This is a genomic window from Sinorhizobium sp. M4_45 (assembly GCF_002885915.1).
Lineage (GTDB): Bacteria > Pseudomonadota > Alphaproteobacteria > Rhizobiales > Rhizobiaceae > Sinorhizobium > Sinorhizobium meliloti_A.
The window spans coordinates 135342-155990 of sequence record NZ_NWVE01000003.1 but is presented as its reverse complement, the minus strand read 5'-3'; the positions used below and the strand labels follow the sequence as shown (position 1 = coordinate 155990).

At 63.3% G+C, this 20649-nt stretch carries 19 protein-coding genes; 12 read left to right on the top strand and 7 right to left on the bottom strand.

Going from position 1 to position 20649, the window contains the following annotated elements:
- Nucleotides 1-18 precede the first annotated feature (18 nt).
- Nucleotides 19-498, top strand: a complete 480-nt coding sequence (locus tag CN933_RS11010; RefSeq protein WP_180980711.1) for a hypothetical protein — start codon at nt 19-21, stop codon at nt 496-498.
- A gap of 17 nt (nt 499-515) precedes the next feature.
- Here CN933_RS11010 and CN933_RS11005 read toward each other — a convergent pair whose 3' ends face one another.
- Nucleotides 516-1313, bottom strand: a complete 798-nt coding sequence (locus CN933_RS11005; RefSeq protein WP_102761506.1) for a CE1 family esterase — start codon at nt 1311-1313, stop codon at nt 516-518.
- Between the two features lie 100 nt (nt 1314-1413).
- Here CN933_RS11005 and CN933_RS11000 point away from each other — a divergent pair, with 100 nt between their 5' ends.
- The 3 genes from CN933_RS11000 to CN933_RS10990 are packed head-to-tail and all read left to right on the top strand — an operon-like array spanning nt 1414 to nt 5473.
- The gene (locus tag CN933_RS11000) at nt 1414-3045 is read left to right on the top strand and encodes a thiamine pyrophosphate-binding protein (protein WP_102761505.1); all 1632 of its coding nucleotides are present in this window, start codon (nt 1414-1416) and stop codon (nt 3043-3045) included.
- Complete coding sequence (locus CN933_RS10995; RefSeq protein WP_102761750.1) at nt 3023-4180, top strand: OpgC family protein; 1158 nt, start codon at nt 3023-3025, stop codon at nt 4178-4180. The genes CN933_RS11000 and CN933_RS10995 overlap by 23 nt, the downstream gene beginning before the upstream one ends.
- Before the next feature lie 9 nt (nt 4181-4189).
- Nucleotides 4190-5473, top strand: a complete 1284-nt coding sequence (locus CN933_RS10990; RefSeq protein WP_018096018.1) for a CaiB/BaiF CoA transferase family protein — start codon at nt 4190-4192, stop codon at nt 5471-5473.
- Between the two features lie 15 nt (nt 5474-5488).
- Here CN933_RS10990 and CN933_RS10985 read toward each other — a convergent pair whose 3' ends face one another.
- Nucleotides 5489-5941, bottom strand: coding sequence for a YHS domain-containing (seleno)protein (locus CN933_RS10985; RefSeq protein ID WP_102761504.1), 453 nt, complete (start codon nt 5939-5941; stop codon nt 5489-5491).
- A 211-nt stretch (nt 5942-6152) separates the two neighbouring features.
- On the opposite strand from CN933_RS10985, the gene CN933_RS10980 reads away from it, so the two are divergent.
- Nucleotides 6153-6554, top strand: a complete 402-nt coding sequence (locus CN933_RS10980) for a thioredoxin family protein (RefSeq protein ID WP_245425066.1) — start codon at nt 6153-6155, stop codon at nt 6552-6554.
- A gap of 3 nt (nt 6555-6557) precedes the next feature.
- Nucleotides 6558-7277 carry a cytochrome c biogenesis CcdA family protein gene (locus CN933_RS10975; RefSeq protein ID WP_102761502.1) on the top strand — a complete coding sequence of 240 codons (720 nt, stop codon included), beginning with the start codon at nt 6558-6560 and terminating at the stop codon, nt 7275-7277.
- 143 nt (nt 7278-7420) lie between these two features.
- Here the strand turns inward: CN933_RS10975 and CN933_RS10970 are convergent, their stop codons facing one another.
- Nucleotides 7421-8845, bottom strand: a complete 1425-nt coding sequence (locus tag CN933_RS10970) for an aminotransferase-like domain-containing protein (protein WP_102761501.1) — start codon at nt 8843-8845, stop codon at nt 7421-7423.
- A gap of 81 nt (nt 8846-8926) precedes the next feature.
- Here CN933_RS10970 and CN933_RS10965 point away from each other — a divergent pair, with 81 nt between their 5' ends.
- Both CN933_RS10965 and CN933_RS10960 read left to right on the top strand, forming a co-directional pair.
- Nucleotides 8927-9787: a DMT family transporter gene (locus tag CN933_RS10965; RefSeq protein WP_102761500.1), complete on the top strand. Its 861-nt coding sequence runs from the start codon at nt 8927-8929 to the stop codon at nt 9785-9787.
- Between the two features lie 188 nt (nt 9788-9975).
- Nucleotides 9976-10506: a hypothetical protein gene (locus CN933_RS10960; protein ID WP_102761749.1), complete on the top strand. Its 531-nt coding sequence runs from the start codon at nt 9976-9978 to the stop codon at nt 10504-10506.
- A gap of 23 nt (nt 10507-10529) precedes the next feature.
- Here CN933_RS10960 and CN933_RS10955 read toward each other — a convergent pair whose 3' ends face one another.
- The gene (locus CN933_RS10955; protein WP_102761499.1) at nt 10530-11687 is read right to left on the bottom strand and encodes an RHE_PE00001 family protein; all 1158 of its coding nucleotides are present in this window, start codon (nt 11685-11687) and stop codon (nt 10530-10532) included.
- A 376-nt stretch (nt 11688-12063) separates the two neighbouring features.
- On the opposite strand from CN933_RS10955, the gene CN933_RS10950 reads away from it, so the two are divergent.
- Entirely contained in the window at nt 12064-12903 is an 840-nt protein-coding gene (locus CN933_RS10950) for a glycosyl transferase (RefSeq protein WP_102761498.1), read from the top strand.
- A gap of 460 nt (nt 12904-13363) precedes the next feature.
- On the opposite strand, the gene repC is transcribed toward CN933_RS10950, so the two are convergent.
- The 3 genes from repC to repA all read right to left on the bottom strand — a co-directional run bounded on the left by repC (nt 13364) and on the right by repA (nt 17031).
- Complete coding sequence (gene repC / locus CN933_RS10945; RefSeq protein WP_102761497.1) at nt 13364-14674, bottom strand: plasmid replication protein RepC; 1311 nt, start codon at nt 14672-14674, stop codon at nt 13364-13366.
- A gap of 155 nt (nt 14675-14829) precedes the next feature.
- On the bottom strand, nt 14830-15834 hold the full coding sequence (gene repB / locus CN933_RS10940) for a plasmid partitioning protein RepB (protein ID WP_102761496.1): 1005 nt from the start codon (nt 15832-15834) through the stop codon (nt 14830-14832).
- Between the two features lie 3 nt (nt 15835-15837).
- The gene (repA, locus tag CN933_RS10935) at nt 15838-17031 is read right to left on the bottom strand and encodes a plasmid partitioning protein RepA (RefSeq protein WP_379942895.1); all 1194 of its coding nucleotides are present in this window, start codon (nt 17029-17031) and stop codon (nt 15838-15840) included.
- 370 nt (nt 17032-17401) lie between these two features.
- Between repA and CN933_RS10930 the strand changes: the two genes are divergently transcribed.
- From CN933_RS10930 to CN933_RS10920, 3 genes are all read left to right on the top strand, one after another.
- A complete protein-coding gene (locus CN933_RS10930) occupies nt 17402-17590 on the top strand; it encodes a hypothetical protein (protein ID WP_102761494.1) in 189 nt (62 codons plus the stop codon).
- 168 nt (nt 17591-17758) lie between these two features.
- Complete coding sequence (gene hutC / locus CN933_RS10925) at nt 17759-18466, top strand: histidine utilization transcriptional repressor HutC (RefSeq protein WP_080636534.1); 708 nt, start codon at nt 17759-17761, stop codon at nt 18464-18466.
- Between the two features lie 119 nt (nt 18467-18585).
- On the top strand, nt 18586-20547 hold the full coding sequence (locus tag CN933_RS10920; RefSeq protein ID WP_102761493.1) for an elongation factor G: 1962 nt from the start codon (nt 18586-18588) through the stop codon (nt 20545-20547).
- The last annotated feature ends 102 nt before the right edge of the window (nt 20548-20649 follow it).

Sequence of the window (20649 nt, the reverse complement as noted above, 5' to 3'; positions counted from 1 at the left end):
GATACCGACATGCACACGATGACTGCCCGGCGGGGGGCGCTTTTCCCGACAGTTTCCGCAAGATTGCTCCCCACCATCGTTCTCGCCGGCCTTGCCGCCGATCTCGCCTGGGAGTTCTGGGCGCGCGTCATCACGCCGATGCTGGTCGGCGGCCCGCTCGAGCCGGCGGCTCTCGTCCAGAGCGTCTTCGGCTTCCAGAACCGTTTCCTGGCGGAAGCCATCCATGCGGTCGTCGGCGTCGTCTTCTATCCGATCGGCTATCTCTTCATCGCGCGTCCGCTTCAGCGGCTCATTCTGCCCGGACTGCCCCTGATCCTGACCGCGCTCGGCTTCGGGACCGGCCTCTGGATATTCGCGCTCTACGTGATGGCGCACCTCATCGCCGGACTTCCCGCCTTCCTCGGCTTCATACCGCTGACCTGGGTGTCGCTCGCCGGCCACCTCCTCTTCGGCGTCGTCGTCGCCTTTGTGGTCGACTGGCGCGAGAGCGGGAAATGACCACCAGCGCCCAAGGTTCAGAATCCGAGTCGTGTCAGGCCCCTGTCGAGATATTCCGGCCTCACCTGATGTCCCCCGTCGTAGAGGCAGAGCGTCACCTCTCCGCGAACGCAGCCGACGGTCACGGTGCAGGAAAGGTCGGCGACTTCGATAGCCTCGACATCTCCCTCGCACCGGGCGGCCTCACGCGCGAAAGCGACGGTTTTGAACGTATCTCCCTGATGGAACCTCCTCCCGATCGCTTTTCCGGCGAGAGGGAAGGTTCCATCCTGCCGTCCATGGAAGTGGATGATCGGCGGCAGGTCCGGTACGCAGTCCTCAGGTTTCGGAAGCGGGTTCCAGAAGACGCCGGAAAAGGTGACGGCACCTGCGAGCCGGTCGCCGGAACGGCAGAGGCTGTACCAGGCCATGGAGGCGCCTTGCGAGAAGCCACCGACCAGCGTGTTGGAACGGTCGAAATCGAAACGCTTGTCGAGGTCGTCGAGAACCCGGCGCACGAAGGCTGCTTCATTGCGATAGTGCCCCGGCGCATTCGGATGCGACCAGGTTCCCTGCACCCCGTCCACCGCGACGAAGGCCAGGCCGTGCCGGCGCGCGGTGTCGACCAGCGCCCGATGCCGCATCTGCAGTTCCGCGGAGCTGCGATAGCCGTGGAAGAAGACATAAGCGCCCTTGGGCTTGCCGCCCTCGGGCATTTCGATCCGGTAAGAACCGCCTTCGACGGGGCATGGGACCGAGCCTCCGCAGGCGACGGCGCCGGTTCCCGTCGTAAGAAAGCAGATTGCGGCCAGAACGGCCGGGGGAGCGATGCGCATGCGTTGATCTCCGTCGGCGGGACAGCCGCAGACATAGCGCCTTTTCCGCGAACCAACAATTTCACGTCCGCTCACGTCGTCGCGAGAGGTATTCGACCCCATGAGTGAAAGCCGCGAAAGACCAGTTCCAAGAGTAGCCGACACCATTGCCGCAACCCTGCACGCGCATGGCGCCCGGCATGCTTTCGGCATGCCGGGCGGCGAGGTGGTGACGCTTGTCGACGCGCTGGAAAGAGCCGGCATTCGCTTTCAACTGGCCCGCCACGAGACGGCAGCAGCCTCGATGGCTGCCGGCGCCGGCCTTGCGAGGGGCGCGCCCGGCATCCTGGTCACCACGGTCGGCCCGGGCCTTGCGAATGCAGTCAACGGCATTGCGGACGCCCTGCAGGAACGCGTTCCGCTGGTCGTACTCTCGGGTGTCGTCGATCGCTCCACCCGGGCGCGCTACACCCATCAGGTGATAGACCACGCCGCTCTCCTCCGACCGATCGTCAAGGCAAGCTTCGAAGTCGAGCCGGAGAGCGCCGCTTCCACGGTTGCGCGTGCACTCGCCATCGCGAGGGCGGAACCGATGGGACCGGTGCATCTCGACCTCTCACCGGCGGTAGCGGCAATGGACGATCCAGCCCCTCGCATCGTCGGGCCGCCGACCGTCCGCCGCCCCTCGGTCGGCGCCGACGACGGGGCTGTCGCAAGCCTTGCCAGATGCCTGGATGCGGCCCGCAGACCGATCATCCTCGCCGGCTTCGAAGCCGCCCGCGAGGGAGCCGGAGAGGCCATCCGCCTTCTGGCGGAGAAGATCGAGGCCCCCGTGGTCACAACCTACAAGGGCAAGGGCCTGATCGATGAGACGCACCCGCTTTCGCTCGGTGCGGCCGGGCTCTCGCCCGCCGCGGACCGGGTCCTGCTCGCCCTTTTCAACGAGGCCGACCTCGTCCTGATGGTCGGCTACGATCCGATCGAAATGCGTCTCGGCTGGCTCGATGCAGCTGATTCCGCCCGCATCGTCGAGCTGACGGCAGCGGCCCCCAACCATGCCATGCATCACTGCGGCTCCCGTTTCGTTGCGGATACGGCAGCAACGGTGCAAGTGCTCGCGGAGACGGTTGCCGGCCACCCGTCATGGCCCGAACAGGAACCCGCAAGGGCCGCGAACGAACTGAAGCGCATCTTTCTCGCGCCTCGCGCATGGGGGCCGCATGCGATCATCGAAACGCTGAACGAAATGGCCGGATCAGACGCCCTCGTGACGGTGGACAGTGGCGCCCACCGCATACTCCTTTCCCAGAAATGGGTCTGCCGGCGCCCGCTTTCGCTCCTGCAGTCGGCGGGGTTCTGCACCATGGCCGCCGCGCTGCCGCTGGCGATCGGCGCGAAGGTGGCCGATCCGTCGCAACGCGTCATAGCGGTCATGGGAGACGGCGGCCTGGAGATGGGGCTCGGCGAGCTGGCGACGCTCCGGGATCTGGCGCTTCCCCTGACGGTCGTCGTCTTCCAGGACTGCAGCCTTGCCCTGATAGCCCTGAAGCAGCGGGCAAGCGGGCTCGCGCCCGCCGGCGTCGCGCTCGGCCAGACCGATTTTGCGAGGATTGCCGAGGGGTTCGGCGGTTACGGCGTCAATGTCGACGATGCCCCTGCCCTGCAGCGCGAACTCGGGGCGGCCGAAAGCCGCTCGACCTTCACTCTCATCAGTTGCCGGTTTGATGCGGATGCTTACCAAGACGCCTTCTGAACTGACGCTGCCGGCTTCAGGCATTGCGGGCAAGCGCGCCCGCGATCCGCGGCTCGATGTCTTCCGTGGCATCGGCATGCTGATCATCCTTCTTGCGCATGTGCCGAACGACCCCTGGGCGCTCTGGATACCGGCGCGCTTCGGCTTTTCCGACGCGACCGAGATGTTCGTCTTCCTCTCGGGCATGGCCTCGGCGATCGCCTTCGGCAGATTGTTCGACCGGAAAGGTTTCGGGCTCCTGACCGCGCGCGTGGTTCACCGGTGCTGGCAGATCTATTGGGCGCATATCGCCGTCTTCCTGACGGTTGCAACCATCATGGCGGCGGCGGGGCACAAGCCTGACGGCACCTCCTATATCCAGAGCCTCAACCTCGTCCGCTTCTTCGAAGATCCCGGACCACTGCTCATCGGCCTGATGACGCTCACCTATGTGCCGAACTACTTCGACATCCTGCCGATGTACATGGTGATCCTGGCGCTGATGCCGGTCATGCTCATCGCCGAGCGCGTCGCCGCCTGGCTGCCCTTCTTCCTGATGGCGGCGTTGTGGCTGTCGGCTCAGTTCGGCCTCGCTCACCTCCAGGCCGAGCCCTGGAGCGACCGTCCCTGGTTCTTCGACCCGTTCGGCTGGCAGCTCATTTTCTTCCTCGGCTTTTTCCTCATGCGCGGGACGGTGAAGCTGCCGGTCGGGAGCCGCAAGCTGTTGATCGCTTCGGTCGCCTTTGTCGTCGTCACCGTTCCCTTCGCCTGGCATGTGATCCTTTCGGCTTCGCCCTTCTTCCGGGAGGTAGCGCAGGCGATCGGCCCGCTCACGAGCAAGACCGATTTCGGTATCCTGCGGCTGGTCCATTTTCTGGCCCTTGCGCAGATCGCCATGCTGGTCGTCGGCGAAAAGGGGGCGCGGCTTCATCATCCGGCGGTCCGGCCGCTGACCGCGATCCTGATCAGGGTCGGCCAGCAATCCCTTCCGGTCTTCATGACGGGCATGGTGGTCGCCCAACTCATCGGCATCGCGCTTGACCATTCCGGGCGGGGCGCCTTGGCGGTCGCGACTGCCAATCTCGCCGGTTTCGCAATTCTGGTGGCGACAGCCCACGTGGCGGCCTGGTTCAAGCGGGCGCCCTGGACGGCGTGAAGGAGTTTTATGGTGGAACAGAGCAAAAAAGGCGCACTCGCCGGTATTCGGGTCCTCGATCTTTCGCGGATTCTCGCCGGGCCTACGGCGACGCAGTTGCTGGGCGATCTCGGCGCCGAGGTCATCAAGGTGGAGAGGCCGGTTTTCGGCGACGATACCCGGCGCTGGGGGCCTCCCTTCGTGCCCGGCGCGGAAGGAGCGGATAGCGACCTCAGCGCCTATTTCCTTTCCGCCAACCGCAACAAGAAATCGATTGCCATCGACATTACCGACAAGGCCCAGGTCGAACTCGTGAAAAAACTCGTGGCGATCTCGGACGTCGTGATCGAGAACTACAAGCCGGGAGACCTCGCCCGCCGCGGCATCGGCTACGAGGACATGGCGCGCATCAAACCCGACCTCGTCTGGTGCTCCATATCCGGATTCGGCCAGACCGGCCCCTATCGGGACAGGACCGGATACGACTTCCTGATCCAGGCAATGGGCGGGATGATGAGCATTACCGGACACCCGGACGAAGAGGGAGGGCAGCCCACGAAGGTCGGCGTGGGCATCGCCGACGTCATGTGCGGAATGTACGCCACGATCGGAATTCTGGCGGCGCTCCGGCATAAGGAGACGACGGGAGAGGGCCAATATATCGATCTTTCCCTCTACGACACGCAGGTCGCCTGGCTCATCAACGCCGCCACCAACCATCTGGTATCGGGGAAACGACCCGAGCGGATCGGAAATGCCCACCCGAACATCGCTCCCTACCAGACATTCCCCACGGCCGATCGTGACCTCGCGGTGGCCGTCGGGAACGACGAGCAGTTCAAGCGCTTCTGCCGCGCCATCGGCCTGCCGGAACTGGGCTGCGACGCCCGCTTCCGCGCCAACTGCGACCGTGTCGAAAACCGGAACGACCTGGCGAAGATAATAACTGAAGCGCTCCGGGCGGATGGTGCGGACGTCTGGGTCGAGCGCCTTCTGAAGGCGGGCGTTCCTGCCGGGCAGGTCGCCGGTGTCGACGAAGTACTCGCCGACCCGCACACATTGGCACGGGACATGGTCATCACCATGGAGCAGGAGGACGGGCGGCCGGTGCGTCTCCTCGGCAATCCGCTGAAGCTTTCCGCGACCCCGGTTGCCTATCAGCACCCTCCGCCGCATCTCGACCAGCATCGCGCCGAAATCATCGGACTGGTCGAAGGCAGCGACGTGGCCCACTGCGACCGGGGGATGATCCGCGAAGGGAGGCCGCGCCCGCATCCCCGCGATATCGAGCCGGATCGCCGAACGGGCTCCTGACAGCCCTCCTCCAGCCTACTGATCCTTGACCGCGGGCCAGTTCTGGTCCGCCTTGGAGATGTAGCCCGCCTTGTCCTCACGCCAGGTGTCCTGAATAGCCGCGTCGTAGTTCAGGTAGAGTTTCCCACCGACGATCGTGAATGCATGTGGCTCGGTGGGCGCCTTGTAGCCGCGCGCGGTGCCGTAGGCGCAGTAGCCGCCGTATTGCGGCAGGTACTTCTCCGGTTCCGCTATGAAGAGCGTGCGGTTGCCCGCCGTCGCGAAATGGAAAGTCGCACCCTTGTAGGCAGCGTTGATTTCGGGCGAGCCCTTGGTTGGCCCGCCGGATGAGAAATAGCTGACCGGATCGTAGCCCGAGATGGCCACGCCGTTCAGCTCGAAGATTTCCCCGGCCGCTGCGGGAGCAGCGGCAAGGGCGAGCGACAGGCAGGCGGCGGCAACGGCGCGCGTGCAGTGGAAATTTGTCATGCATATCCTCCTGAAATTCCGAGGATGAGACCAACGAAAGCCGCTTGCCGTTTCGCCGCCGCCGATCACGATCTTGTGTTCCACAAAGCGTAACGTTTCCCCGCCATGGCCTGTCGAATCCACTGAACGGCGCTTCGGGGCATTCCCCCTCCCGAGCCGCCGCTCGGCAGCGGCCGCTTCGTGGGTAGCGGCTCATGAGAGGAGATCAAAGATGAGAGCTTTCACACGCATGGCAGCGTTTGCCGGTACCGCATTCGTCGCCCTGACCGCGGCGACCGCATTCGCGGGCGAACTGAAACCCTTCGAAACCACGGCTTTCGAGGCGGCGCAGCAGGCGGGTAACCCGATCGTCGTCGATATCTGGGCGAGCTGGTGCCCGACCTGCGCCGCCCAGGAACCAATTGTCGAAAAGCTGGCCGCATCGCCCGATTTCTCGGACGTAACGGTCTTCAAGGTGGATTTCGACAAGCAGAAGGACGTCGTGCAGGCGCTCGGTGCACAGCGCCAATCGACGCTGATCGCCTTCAAGGGAGCTTCCGAGACGGCCCGCTCGGTCGGCGATACCGACCCGGCCTCGATCGAGACATTGTTCAGATCGGCATTGACGAATTGAACGATGATTTCAACGCTGATTTTCGCGACGATCGCAGGGGTGCTTTCCATCCTGTCGCCCTGCGTTCTTCCACTGGTACCTATCGTGCTCGCGACCGCCATCGGCAAGCACCGCTATGGCCATCTTGCACTTGCGGCAGGGCTGGCCGGCTCCTTCGTGGCGATCGGGATGTTCGTCGCCTTGCTCGGCTTCGGTATCGGGCTCGACCTCGACTTTTTCCGCTCGTTCGGCGCGTTGCTGATGATCGGCCTCGGCGTCGTCCTCATCCTTCCCTCGATGCAGCTCCGGTTCGCTACGGCAGCGGGGCCGATCGGCAATTGGACCGAGCGCCGCTTCGGTGGTCAACATGGCGATGGCTGGAGAGGCCAATTCGTCGTCGGCCTTTTGCTCGGCACCGTCTGGAGCCCCTGCGTCGGTCCGACCCTCGGCGCCGCGTCACTGATGGCAGCGCGGGGCGAGAACCTCACTCAGGTCTTCCTGACCATGGCCGCCTTCGGTCTTGGGGCCGCCGCGCCGCTATTGCTCCTCGGCCAGCTGTCGCGTGAGGTCCTCAACCGCTGGCGGGACCGGATGCTGGGCTTTGGCAAGGTCGCAAAAGCCGTATTCGGCGCCGTGTTGCTGGTGATCGGGATCGCCATCCTGACAGGCGTGGACAAGCAGCTGGAGGCCGCGCTGGTCGAGGCTTCCCCGGCCTGGCTCACGAGCCTGACCACGCGTTTCTGACAGGGGCCTGCACGGTTTCTCCGGTTCAGGCATGGGCTTGTCACTGAACGAGGAGAGGCTGCAGGCCTCCGAAAACTTTCCTACAGCGCCGCGCGTCTTACGAGACGCAACAGGCCTTAGAACGTGCCTGGAATGATCGTGATCTACGCAGCGGCCAGGAGTGCTGCAAGCTCGCGAAAAAGCCGCTCGTCTTCCGACTGGGCGACATTGAAGCGCAAGAACCCGCTGGCCGTCTGCGTATGACTGAAGACATTGCCCGGCGCGAGCACGATGCCTCTGGCGAGCGCTTGCCTCGCTAGCTTTGCGGCATCGATGCCGTCCGGCAGCCGGCACCAGAGAAACATGCCCGCTTGCGGCTCGATCCATGGCGTGATCCCGATCCGGGCGAGTCTTCGGGCAGTCTCGGCCATCGCCCCTGCCAGGCGCTGACGCACCGTCTCCATGTGCTTGCGATAGCTGCCGTCTTTCAGGAGCGTCAGCACCAGTTCGGAGGAGAAGCCGGCGGCGCCGAAGCACGTGGCGATCTTGAGGTCGGTCAACGCCTCCACCCATCCGCGAGGCGCCACGATGAAGCCGCAGCGCACCGCCGCCGACAGCGTTTTCGAGAAGCTGCCTATGTGCACCACCCTTTCGAGCCCGTCGAAAGCCGCAAGGCGCGGCGCCGGCGTCTCTTCGAAATCGGCGAAGATATCGTCCTCGATGATCGTCAGCCCGGCCTGCTCTGCAAGCTTGAGCAGACGATGGCCGACGAGCGGCGACAGCATTGCGCCGGTCGGATTGTGAATGGCGGAATTGGTGATGTAGAGCCGCGGCTTGTGCTCTGCGAGCGCTTCGGCGAAGCGGCCGATGTCCGGCCCGCCGGGCGTATAGGGAACGCCGACGATTTTTGCCTGATGCGCCCTGAGGAGTGCGTGGAAATTGAAATAACACGGATCGTCGACGAGCACCGCATCCCCCGGCTTCAGCAGGAAACGGCAAAGCAGATCGATCGCCTGCGTGCCGGATTCGGTGAGCAATATCTGATCGGGCGACGCCTCTATGCCGTGCTGCGCCACGCGCCGTGCCAGAAGCTGACGCAGCGGCAGCAATCCGAGTGGCGAACCATAGTCGACGAGCGTGGCGGCGGCGCCGCGGGCGATGCCCCGCAACGCCCGCCGTAATCCTTCCTCCGGCATCCAATGCGGCGGCAGCCAGCCGCATCCGGGCCTCAGTACCCCCTCCCCCGGCTCAAGGGCCTGGCGCGAGATCCACAGGGGATCGACGGCCCGGTCCACGCGCGGGCCGATCTCGGCAAGCGTGAGCGGCGCGAGCGGCGCCGCTACGAAGAAGCCCGAGCCCGGCCGCGAGCGGATCACACCTTCGGCCTGAAGGCGCTCATAGGCCTCGACCACCGTGGACTTGGAGACTTTCATCGTCAAAGCGAAGGAACGGATGGACGGGAGCCTCGCGCCGGGCGTCAAACTCCGCGCGGCTATCCGGTGCTTCACCGTGCCCATCACCCTGGTGATCAGGCTTTCGCCAGCGGCACTCGTCGCTTTCAGCTGCATCCGTACTGGCTCTTTCTCCATGACAGTTCTTATCAACTGTACCCTACTGTCTCTGGAACGGCCAGCGATCCAGCCCGATACCGAAGAAAAAGGAGCATAGGTATGAACAAGGCAGCAAGCGGCTGGATGAGTGGTTTGATCGGCGTCGTGATCTTCAGCGGTTCGTTGCCGGCGACCCGCATCGCAGTGATGGACTTCGACCCCATCTTCCTGACCGTGGCACGGGCGACGATCGCCGGACTTCTCGCCTTCTGTCTGCTCTTCGCGTTCCGAGAAAGACGACCTGCCCGCGGAGACCTCGCATCGCTGGCCGTGATCTCGCTCGGTGTCGTCGTCGGTTTCCCGCTTCTGACGGCGCTTGCGCTGCGTCACGTGACCTCCGCCCATTCCATCGTCTTCATCGGCCTTCTGCCGCTTGCAACCGCGATTTTCGGCGTGCTTCGCGGCGGCGAGCGTCCACGCCCCGCCTTCTGGGTGTTCTCCGGCCTCGGCAGCGCGATCGTCGTCGGCTTCGCGGCACGGCAGGGCTTTTCCGCCTCGCCGATCGGAGATCTCCTGATGCTCGCCGCCATCGTCGCCTGCGGGCTCGGTTACGCGGAGGGTGCGAAGCTGTCGCGCAGGCTCGGCGGCTGGCAGGTCATTTCCTGGGCCCTCGTCCTCTCCCTTCCGATCATGACGGCCCTGATGCTCGCCACCATGCCGTCGAGTCTTGCGGGACCGAGCGTCGCTTCCTGGCTCGGCTTCGGATACGTCTCCGTCTTCAGCATGCTCATCGGCTTCATCTTCTGGTATCGCGGCCTGGCGCTGGGAGGGATAGTGGCGGTCGGCCAGTTGCAATTGCTGCAGCCCTTCTTCGGTCTTGCGTTGGCTTCGACATTGCTCGGCGAATCCGTGAGCTGGGGCATGCTCGCCGCGACGGTCGCCATCGTCGCCTGCGTTGCCGGCGCAAGAAAATTCGCCTGACCTCCGGCGACCGTTCCTCAAGTCGGCCGGCGTCTGCCCGCAGCCCTCGATCGGTGATACTGTTGCGATAACGGCACGCCGGAACCTTCGCGGCGATCCGCCGTTTCATTCGGACCGGTCGCGCGACGAGTCTGCGGAAGACCGCGTGCCTTTTCCTCATTCCGCTCCAGAACGGGAGGTCTATGACGATGATGCGGCGGAAGATATCCCGGTTCGTGCTTGCAGGGCTCGTGCTCGTCGGGGGGATACTTCCCTCGGAGACGAGCGCTGCCCCCGCCGACGAGGCGGCTTTTCTCAATTCGCTCGAGGGTCGATGGACCGGCGGCGGCACGGTGCTGCTTCGCATCGACCGAGGACCGATCAATGTCTCGTGCAATTTCAGCTCGGATGCGACCGGCACCGCCCTCGCCATGAGAGGAACCTGCCGCGGCCTGCTCGTGGTGTCGCGCTCGATCAGCGCGGATCTGCGATCCGACGGCGCCCGCTACACCGGCATCTATGTCGGCCCGAGAGGCGGAAGGTCCGCCTTGTCCGGGAGCCGCCGCGGCAACGCCATCAATCTGACCGTCACCTGGGCAAGGGAAGTCAACGGCGATCGCAGGGCGACGCTCATCGTGCAGAAACGCGGCGAGAACGGAATGCGCCTCAGTACTGTCGACGTGGATCCGGCGACAGGAAAACGCGTGGTGACGAGCGAGCTCAATCTGCGGCGGAGCTGAAGCGGTCGTTTCCCCTCGCTCTTTCAGAGCACGCCCCAGCCGCGGTAGCGCCCCCTGCCCGTCATTTCGCGTACCCCGAGTTCGCGCACCAGATTGAGGGCGCCGCGCGGCGTGACCCCGAGATGGCGCGCGATCAGGGGTGCGGAGACGATCGGCCGCGACAGAACGAGTTCGATCAGGCCCGGGAGATTGCTGTTCGATCGGCGGTCTTTGATCCGCATTTCCATCTGCGTCCTGGCGAGCGACAGACGGTCGAGTTCCTTCATGCCGAGTTCGGCCGCCGCGGACATCGCCTCCAGAAAACCGGTGAGACGCGTCAGCCGGTCCTTTGAGCGTCGACGCTCGTGGCGGATCGTCTTCAGGCCGGTGTTATAGGCGAGCACGTGCGAACCGACCTTGCCGCGAAATCGAAGATAGGCGCCGACGAGAAGCGAGCCGAGCCAGTGCTGCCGGCGCAACGGCTCGATGCGCTCCCATGCATCGAAAAGAACGGCAGCCCCAAGCGCGGCGGGCAGTTGGTCGGCAACCGGCAGCACGGCGCGCCACGCGTCGAGCCGGGCGGCCTCATCCCAGTCGTCATCGAAGAGCAGGCCGAGTTGGCCCGTCGGCTCTACTCTTTGCGACTGCGTTTCGATTGCGGGCTGTTCTGCCATGGCCGCGCTTCCAGCATGAATGTCCAGCAACCGCGCGGACCGGGCGATCGCCGCATCGATCTCGGCGAATGCGTCGGAAAGGGAGCTGTCCATCGGACCGTCCGCCATGTCGGGTGCATCCGTTTCGTCCGGATCGTCCCGGAAAGCCGAAGTGTCGGGGGAGTCATGCCTGACGGCCGGGCCCCCCTCGCCGCGCAACGCGCTCAGCCCGGGTGGCGACAAGGCCCAGTCGGTATCGGCCAAATCCAATCGTCGCCGCGCCCTCAGAACCGCGTGCGCGATGGTCAGCTCGTGCGACGGAGCGCGCGCGTCCATATGCGAATCGTGTAGAACCAGGTCCTCGACATGGACCAGTTCACCGGCGACCCAAAGCGCCGCCGCCGCGTCGAAAAACTGGCCGCGCTCCCGAAAGCCCTCGGCGACGGCATGACGCCCTGCCCGCTCGTCGAGCCGGGCGAGCCCGTCTTCGGCGGCAATCAGGACCGGCAGCAGCGCCGGATCGAGCGGATCAGGGATCTCATATCTCATTTTGAAAGCAAAGCGTTGGCGGTGAAACGGAAGGTAACACGCGCATTCGTTCCGGCACAGCTATTCGAAGGTTTTCCACCCCTATTGTGCTCCGCTCACATCTGTTCCCCGCACGCTGTCCACGAGGACGCTTGCGCGCCGGCGGCGTTGATCTTAAGACCGGCCTAAGACCAACCAACTTGATGGAGTTGACAGCTGTCAACTCCGGGCCGGCACTGTGGAGCGCCTTGATCGCGGGTCTCCCGACGCCGCCCCGGAACTCCACAAGGTAACGGCTGTCTGCGCAGCGGGAGCGTTCCGGACCGGAGGAAATCGCCCCTCGGCAAAGCTCGGCTGTGCGGATGCGCCGTTAGACACAAGGAAAAGGCAAGCGTCTATGGTATCCGATATTCTCGCCGCTTCCGGCGGCGTCAAGCAGGTAATCTGTATAAATTGGGGAACGAAATACGGCGCGCCTTTCGTGAACCGCCTCTTCGCGATGGTCGCCCGCAACATCACGCCGCCTTTCACCTTCACCTGTTTTACCGACAATAGGGAAGGCCTTCGGTCGGAAATACTCTGCGAGGACCTTCCGCCGCTCGATGTCGAGATGCCGGTGAATACCAAGGGAATCTGGCCCAAGGCGCGCCTGTGGGGCCCGGAACTCGGCAGCCTCAAGGGACCGGTACTCTTTCTCGACCTCGATCTGGTGGTCGTCGGATCGCTCGACGCGTTTTTCGAGATCGGCGGTCCCAATGATATCGTGATGACCCGCAATCAGACGACGCCGCTTGAGCGTCTCGGGCAGACGTCGCTGTTCCGCTTCCCCGTCGGAAAGCTGGTCCCATTGCAGGAGAAGTTCCGCGCCGACCCGCAACAGGTGGCGGACGAATATGAATTCGAGCAACGCTTCGTGACGCGCAACGCGCCAGGAGGTGCGAAATTCTTCCCGCGGCGTTTCGTTCTACATTTCCGCCAGGACTGTCGGCGGCCATTCCCCTTGAACTACTTCCTGCCGCCACAGCTGCCGGCGGATGCACGCGTGGTTATTTTTCCGCGTGGTCTGCTGCCGCAACATGCGATAGACGGTCAGTTCGGCTACAAGGGGCGGGTGGCGACGCCGATCGATCATATTCGCGGGCTCTTCTCTCCAGGCAGAAGAGAAAAGAGCCCGTTCCGCTACCTCCGGCACTATATTCTCCCGAGCCCATGGGTCGCGGAACACTGGCGCGAGTGAGCGGCAAAGTTCGCATTGTTGACAGCTGTCAACTGGGGAAACGGCAGCAGGGATCGACACCTGCATATGGCCGGTTGCCATGCTTCCGAGTTGGTTGGCCGCCCGCACGACGTTCAATCGACTGGAGAATAGGGGAGGTGGTTGGCCGCCGTCGTTGCGGTCACCAACCCTCGAAATAAGGCCGTCCGCGTGACGGAACCTATTGGCGATTTAGCTTCCGCACTGCCGATTTATCGCTTTGTTCGCCAATACCTTACGATAGAAGCAAAATTGTTAAGAAACAGACACCAAGGCGGTAAATCAAAAACGAATGCGAATCCCCAACTGAGGCGAGTTTCCCCTATCTGGAGCGTCAAGGCAACCGCGAGTGGTCCGCGTCGCAAGCCAGACCCAACCTTACGACAGACAAATCCTGCAGTGCGCTTGACCCTGCTAATAGGTCTCCGCTGAGCGAGAGGCGTCAACCGGCAAGCGGCATGCTTGGCCCTCGCGCGCGCCTCAGTGCAGCAACCATCGGAGCAACAGAGAAAGCCTGGCACCGCGCTCTCGCGGTAAGAACCCGAAGATACCCGCCCGGCGAACTTATGCAATCGGCTCTCTCCAGGATGCAGGCGATGACGGTCGCAGCATTTTCCTGGCCGAGGACCGTGCATGCATCGTCATAGGCATCCGTGCTCACGTTCAGCATGGTCCTGACGACGACTGCCGCGGTCTGCAGCTCCTTCCAGGTCGTTATACGGCCCTGTGGTCCGTAATCGGTGATCTGCGGGCAAGCGGATAGGAGGACGGGCAGGGGAACTTCCCGGGCGAGGCGGGAGATCGGCAGAGATGGAGGCGCCGGGCTGACAGGGGTCTGCACATCGACATGGGTCGCGACCTCCGAGAGCTTCGCCTTCGGCGTTACAGGATCCGCCTTGCAGCTTTGGGCGCTTGCCGGAAATTTCCCCGAGCCTTTTCCCAAGCCAGGTTCAGATTCAAATTGAGAGTCTGGATGTGAATTCTGTATGTGCCGCCCATTATGGCGATCATTGGCATCCATTTTTTCCGAATTAAGTAGTTTTTCCAATTGATTGGACAGATCGGCACGAATTTCCGCCATAGCGTCGTGAAGGGCCTCGACGTCGCTGACCGATGCCTTGCGCGAGAGAGGCGCAGACAATTCTTCATATCGCCGCTGCTGCTGCTCCCAGCCGCCTGGCACGCCAGATTCACGGAGGAGCTCGAGCAGCTTGGCGATGTCGCGCCGGCAGAGGCTCAACCTTTCGCGCATCTGACGGTGATACTGGTTGGCTGCGGCAAGTTCGGCAGCGGCGGTTTTGAACTCATCGGCCCGGGCTACGAGTGGGGAGAGGTCGAATCCGAAGGCTTCGCCTACCGCACCATTGCGGTTCCTTCGAGCGTAACGCTTACCATTCGGGCTGTCGCGCCGCAGGATCAGACCCGATTCCACGAGGCATGCAAGATGCCGGCGGAGCGTGGTGCCCGCCATTCCGTGGGTTCGGAGCGAGAGCTGCGCATTGGAGGGGAAAACGACGAGGCCATTTTCGGCCGAGAGCTCGGCTCCCGGATAGAAGCTCAAAAGGGCGTTCAACACCGCAAGCGAACGATCGGACACGCCGATCACCGTCTTCGCTTCACAGAGAGAACGAAACAATTTCCACTTGTCCACCGACCGGTCCGGCGGGACGTTGCCGGCGGCGATCTGACTTGCGAGCATGCCAAGCGTCATCGCCCGCCGCCCAAAGGGCGTCGTCACACTTCCACGTTCCATTTTCTTCACCTTTTCCAAGGCAAAAGAAATTCGTTCGCCGAAACGACGTCAAAAATGCTTGACACTGATTCGCGGAAATGGGATTCTCTAGTTGCTACACGAGAGAAGGGTTTCCGCAGCGCTAGTCGTTCGGAAGCCTTTTTCTTTTGCTCTGTTTAGTCTCCTGTTTCCCGTTGATATTCGAGGTAGAGCGCTTCAAGCCTCTTCCTCACGAATTCTGCAAAGCCCGGTGCCGCCTTCTTGCTGAAGGCCAGCGTCGTTTCCGCATCCGTTTCACGAATCCGCACGGCGCGGCTCCTGTCCGGAGCAATCCAGGTTTCCGCCTTTGAGGGCTTCCTGGCGAGGCTCAGCAAGGCAAACAGCTTTTCGAAACGCTGATCGCTCTCCAGCGCCTTGAACTCGGGCGCATCGATGAAATCCAATGCCTTCGGACGCCAGTCATCGCGGTCGATGAGATCGGCGAGTTCGATCCACCGCCTCCTGCCGAAACCCGGCGCGGCACCGATGGCTTCGATGATCTCCAACGGCAATCGGCGGACGACGGCAATCATCTTGGAGAGCGCCGCCTTGTCCACCCCGAGGGCCGACATGATCGTGTCCCGCGAGAAGCCGCGATCTTCAAGACGCGTTGCGAATAAGGCCCGCTCTATGAAGGAGAGGTCGGTGCGGGCGTTGTTTTCCTGCCCCTGGGAAATGACGAGCTGCTCGTCGTTCAGGTTCCGGATGACCGCCTTGACCTTGGTGCCGATCTCGCGCAATGCCGCAAGCCGCCTGTGGCCGTAGGCGACCTGATATCGGCCGCTCTCCGCCGGATGCGGCCGTACGAGGATCGGAACCTGTTGTCCGTGGTCCCGGATCTGCTGAACCAGCATGGCCTGAACCTCGGGGGCGACACCCAGCCTATCGATGATGAACGAGGAATCGATCAGCTCCGGGTCCAGTTCGACGATCGCGTGCCCCTCGGCAAGCTGGCGCTCCAATTCCTCCGCTCGTTCGACCTTCTGGGTGATGTTCGAAAGGGATCTGGTGATGCCGCCGACGAGGCCATTGGAGCGCTGGGCGGGCGCAAGACCCGCGATCGGACGACCGACAGCCGGACGCTCCCCGTCTTCGGAGGAGAGGGGGCTGTCGGAAATGCCGATCAGGTTCTTGCGGGCCATCGGTTACTTCCTCCCCCAGACCCTGCGGATCATCTCTTCGATCTCTGCATTGACGAGGGAGAGCGAATCCATCGCCCGATCGTAGGTACCGCGTATGAATTGCGAGCGCTCCACCTCATAGAGCGTCTGCTTGGTCACGCCGGCGTCGGAAATCGCAGTCGATTTCACCATCGCGTTCTGCAGCATGCGGTTACCGAAGATCGCGCGCATGAAACCGGTCATCTGACTCTGCGGTCCGTCGTTCGGCTCGAAACGCGTGACCAGATAGCGCATCCAGTCATAGCTGGTGCGCCCGCCGGCGTTCTCGACAACGGCCATGAGCTCGCTCGTCATCGACAGGAACTGGGACATCGACATGACGTCGAGCATCTGCGGGTGCACGGTGATGAGCACGGAGGTCGCGGCGCAAAGCGCCGACATGGTCAGGAAGCCGAGCTGCGGCGGGCAGTCGATGACGACGATGTCGTAGAAGCTCTCGATCTCGGAAAGCACCTCGCCGATCCGCGCGAAGAACATGGTCTCGGTGGAGCCCGCGATCATCGCCTTCGGAGTCTCGTGCTCGAATTCCATGAGTTCGAGATTGCCCGGAATGAGGTGAAGATTGGCGGTATAGGTCGACCGAACCACCTCCGCGATCGGCCGGGGGGCCTCGTAGCGTATGGCGCCGTAGAGCGTTTCCCCTTCGCCGACGTCCAGTTCCGGCTGATGGCCGAAGAGGGCGGAGAGGGAGGCCTGCGGATCGAGATCGATCGCCAGCACCCGATAGCCGCGCAAGGCGAGATACTGCGCGAGGTGAGCGGATGTCGTCGTCTTGCCTGAACCGCCTTTGAAATTCATGACGGAGATGACCTGCAGCTTCTCGCCTGGTCGGCGATGCGGAATATATTTTCCGGTCTTGCTGCCTTCGTCGAGGACTCGGCGGATACGGTCGATGTCCTCCATCGCATACATGCGGCGGCCGTTTGACAGCGGCTGCGGGCCATGGCCTTCTGAGGCGATCTGGCGCAGATAACCTTCGCCGATTCCGATGAAGGCCGCTGCCTCTGCCGGACTGAAGAGCCGCATCGTCTTTTGCGCCGACGGAGAAAAGATCTTCTTCTGATGCTCCTGCAACTGGTGTGCGAGTTCCTGAGCGTCGGCAGACAAGAGCGACGGCAGATGCTCCTGCTCCTCAAGGCTCTGGATTCTCTGTTGCAACATTCCTATTCTCCAAAAACTGCGCAAAATTCCCCAATGAGAGCTGATCTGCGCAGTTATACTATGCGCCGATTCGTTGCCATTTTACAAACGCTTAACAAAAAGCTTGGTTGTGCTGCCGGAGCGCTGCAGTTTTGTCATCCGGCAGTTCATTGGTTGTCCGCGGACAACTCGCCGGCAGCCCAGCCGGACCGATCCGGCCGACACTTGCGTTGGCGAAGCGTCGCGCAACCGAGCGGTCGAGCAAATCTCCTCCTGACTGTGCAACCCACACGGGGCCGCTATAGATCATAATTTTAGTAGACTATTGACAGTGGACCGGATTGTGACAGGATCGAGCGCGGCAGGTCGGATAAGAGAAGGATAAGGCATGTTCTATCTCGGCGGAATGACCCTCGGCTACCTCGTCCCACCCCGGCGCACCGGCGCGGCCCGCAAACCCTTGGCGAGCAAGGAGCCGGCGAACGACCGTCCCGACCGGGAGAACGCGCCGGGTGACGGCGAAGGGGATCGGGAGTGGGCTCGCGCCTTCCTGGCGCCGTGGCACCTCTTCTATTGAAACGCCTCTGCCGCAAGTCCTTCTCTTGAAGCGACGATGCGTCGGGAAACATGCGGGAGGGCTGTCGTCTTGGCGCGAAATGGGTAAGGTACGGGGTCGTTTACGAGCGAGGGTCCCGCCATTTCCAGCAATCGTGCCTACACCGAAGAAAAACGTCAGGAACAGCCTCTGTCGCTGCATCAGAAAATTCTGAGCGAGGTCGAGGGCCACATTCTTTCCGGCGACTGGCCGCCGGGGTACCGCATTCCTTTCGAGCACGAACTCACGGAGCAATACGGCTGTTCGCGAATGACCGTGAACAAGGCCCTGAGCGAGCTCGTGAAGCGGGGACTGATCGAGCGGCGGCGCAAGTCTGGAAGCTATGTCAGCTTTCCGCAGGTCCAATCCGCAGTGATGGAAATTCACGACGTCAAGCGGGAGGTGCAGTCCCTCGGGCTCGACTACGCCTACCGCCTCGGCGAGCGAGCGGTGCGCAAGATGCGTGCCGGCGATGAGGGGCGCATCGATCTGCCTCTCTCGTCCCGGCTTCTCGATATCACCTGCCGCCATTTTGCCGGCGGCCGGGTTTTCTGCCTCGAGGAGCGGTTGATCAATCTTTCGGCGGTGCCGGAAGCCGAGACCGAGACCTTCGAGACCGCTGCCCCGGGCTCGTGGCTGCTCGGTAAAGTGCCCTGGAGCACCGCGGAACATCGCATCAGGGCCGTCGCGGCGAGCCGCCCGACGGCCCAGGCGCTCGAAGTGGCGGTCGGCGCGGCCTGTCTCGTCATCGAGCGACGGACCTGGAGCGGCGGCGTACCGGTCACCAGCGTGCTGCTCACCTATCCCGGAGATCGCCACGAGCTCATTGCGGAGTTCGCGCCGAGCGCGCCCGCATAGACCGCGTCAATTCCTGCTAACGGCGCAATTTTTGCAAGAAAAAGCACCAATCTCTGGCGCTTTGGCTCGTCGAAGGGCATCCTGTCTGCAGTGTCATCCTGGCAGAGGGAGGAACGCCGATGCGCTGCTTTACTGTACTCGGTCCTTCGCAGATCGGAAAATCCACGCTCGTGGAGAGGGTGGGCTCGCTGGGAGGCGAGCCGAAAAAATCAGTTACGCCATATGGACTGGGCCTCACCGAATTCGAATTCGGCGGCGAGGCCTGGTGCGCCCTCGACGTTCCCGGCAATAACGAGGCCCTGGCGCATGCGCAGCATGCGCTGCTCGCGAGCGACGCATGTGTTCTCTGTGTTTCGCCGATACTGGACGAGGCGGTTCTCGCCGCCCCTTACTTGCGCATGATCGAGGCGTCCGGCACGCCATGCATCCTCTTCATCAACCGCATGGACGAGCCGCGAGGGCGCATAAGGGACATCGTCGCCGCCCTGCAGGATTTCTGCAGCCGCCCGCTCATCCTGAGGCAGATTCCCATCCGCGACGGCGACAGGATCATCGGCAGCTGCGACCTGATTTCGGAGCGGGCCTGGCGCTATCGCGAGGGACAGCCTTCCTCTCTCTTCGAGATACCCGAAAGCGCGGTCGAGCGCGAACACGAGGCACGCGCGGAGCTTCTCGAGCACCTTTCGGAATTCGACGATTGGCTGCTGGAAGAGCTCATCGAGGACCGCGAGCCGGCCAGCGACGCGATCTATTCGATCTCGACACGGGTTCTGAACGAAAACAAGATCATTCCGGTGCTCCTCGGCTCTGCCGGCCACGGCAACGGCCTGATGCGGCTGATGAAGGCGCTCCGCCACGAGGCCCCGCGCGCTGAGGCGCTGAGAAAACGCCTTGCCGCGGGTGCCGGCGTCGACGAGGCGACGCTCCTCGCGGTCAGTTTCCATGCCCATTATCGCCAGAGCGTCGGCAAGACGGTTCTTGCCCGCGCTCTCCAGAACGGAGTGAAGCAGGGGGCGACGCTGGGCGGCGGAAGTCTCGGCGCTCTGCAGGATCCCGCAAGCGGCCGGCCCATCGGCTCGGGTGTGACCGAAGCGGGCCAGCTCTTCGGAGCGGTCAAATCCGACCACCTGCCGGTCCCCTCGCTGTTGACGGCCGGTGCCGCCCTCGCTCCGCCCGACTGGACGACCCCCCCGAACCCCATGCTCGAGCGGATACTGGTGCCGGCGAGCGAACGCGACGAGACCAAGCTCTCCGAGACCCTTGCGAAACTCGCCGAGACAGATCGCGGCCTGAAGGTGATGCAGGAGGAGGGGACAGGGGCGCAGCTCGTTTGCGCCCAGGGCCCGGTGCACCTGCGCGAGGTCTGCAGGACGTTGTCGGACGTTTTCCATGTCGAGGTGAGCGACCGGCCGCCGAGCCCGATCTACCGGGAGACCGTTTCGAGGTCCTCGGACGTTCATTACCGCCATCGCAAGCAGACCGGCGGGGCAGGGCAATTCGCGGATGTGAAGCTCAGCGTCCATCCGAACGGGCGAGGCGACGGATTTTCCTTTGCCGAGACGGTCAAGGGTGGTGCCGTGCCGCGCAATTACATCCCTGCGGTCGAGGCGGGCGCACGCGAGGCGATGGAGAAGGGACCCCTCGGCTTCAAGGTCATCGATGTCGGCGTGCTGCTCACCGACGGCCAGCACCATTCGGTCGACAGCTCGGAATATGCGTTCCGCACGGCCGGCAAGCTTGGCGTCCGGCAGGCGCTGTCGCAGGCCGCCTCCGTACTGATGCAGCCGGTCTTTCGCGTCGAAATCCATGTCCCGTCGGTCTATTCGGGAAGTCTCGTGCCGATCGTTGCCTCGTTGAAGGGCCAGGTGCTGGGCTTCGATCGGGACGAAGCGGCGAAAGGCTGGGACATCTTCCGCGCCCTTCTACCCGGCAGCGCGCTCGACGACCTGGCGCGCTCGCTCAGATCCGCCACCCAGGGCATCGGCTATTTTTCCAAGAGTTTCGATCATTTCGAGGAACTCTACGGCAAGGAAGCCCAGGCGATCGTCACCGCTCACGGAACGCCGGCCAGCGAGCATTGACCGACAGCACGAAGCGCGCCGTATCGATACGGCGCTTGTTGGGTCATTCCTTGCCTGGAGCGTTGCAGTGTTTCCTGAAACACCGAACGCTCCAACGTTTTG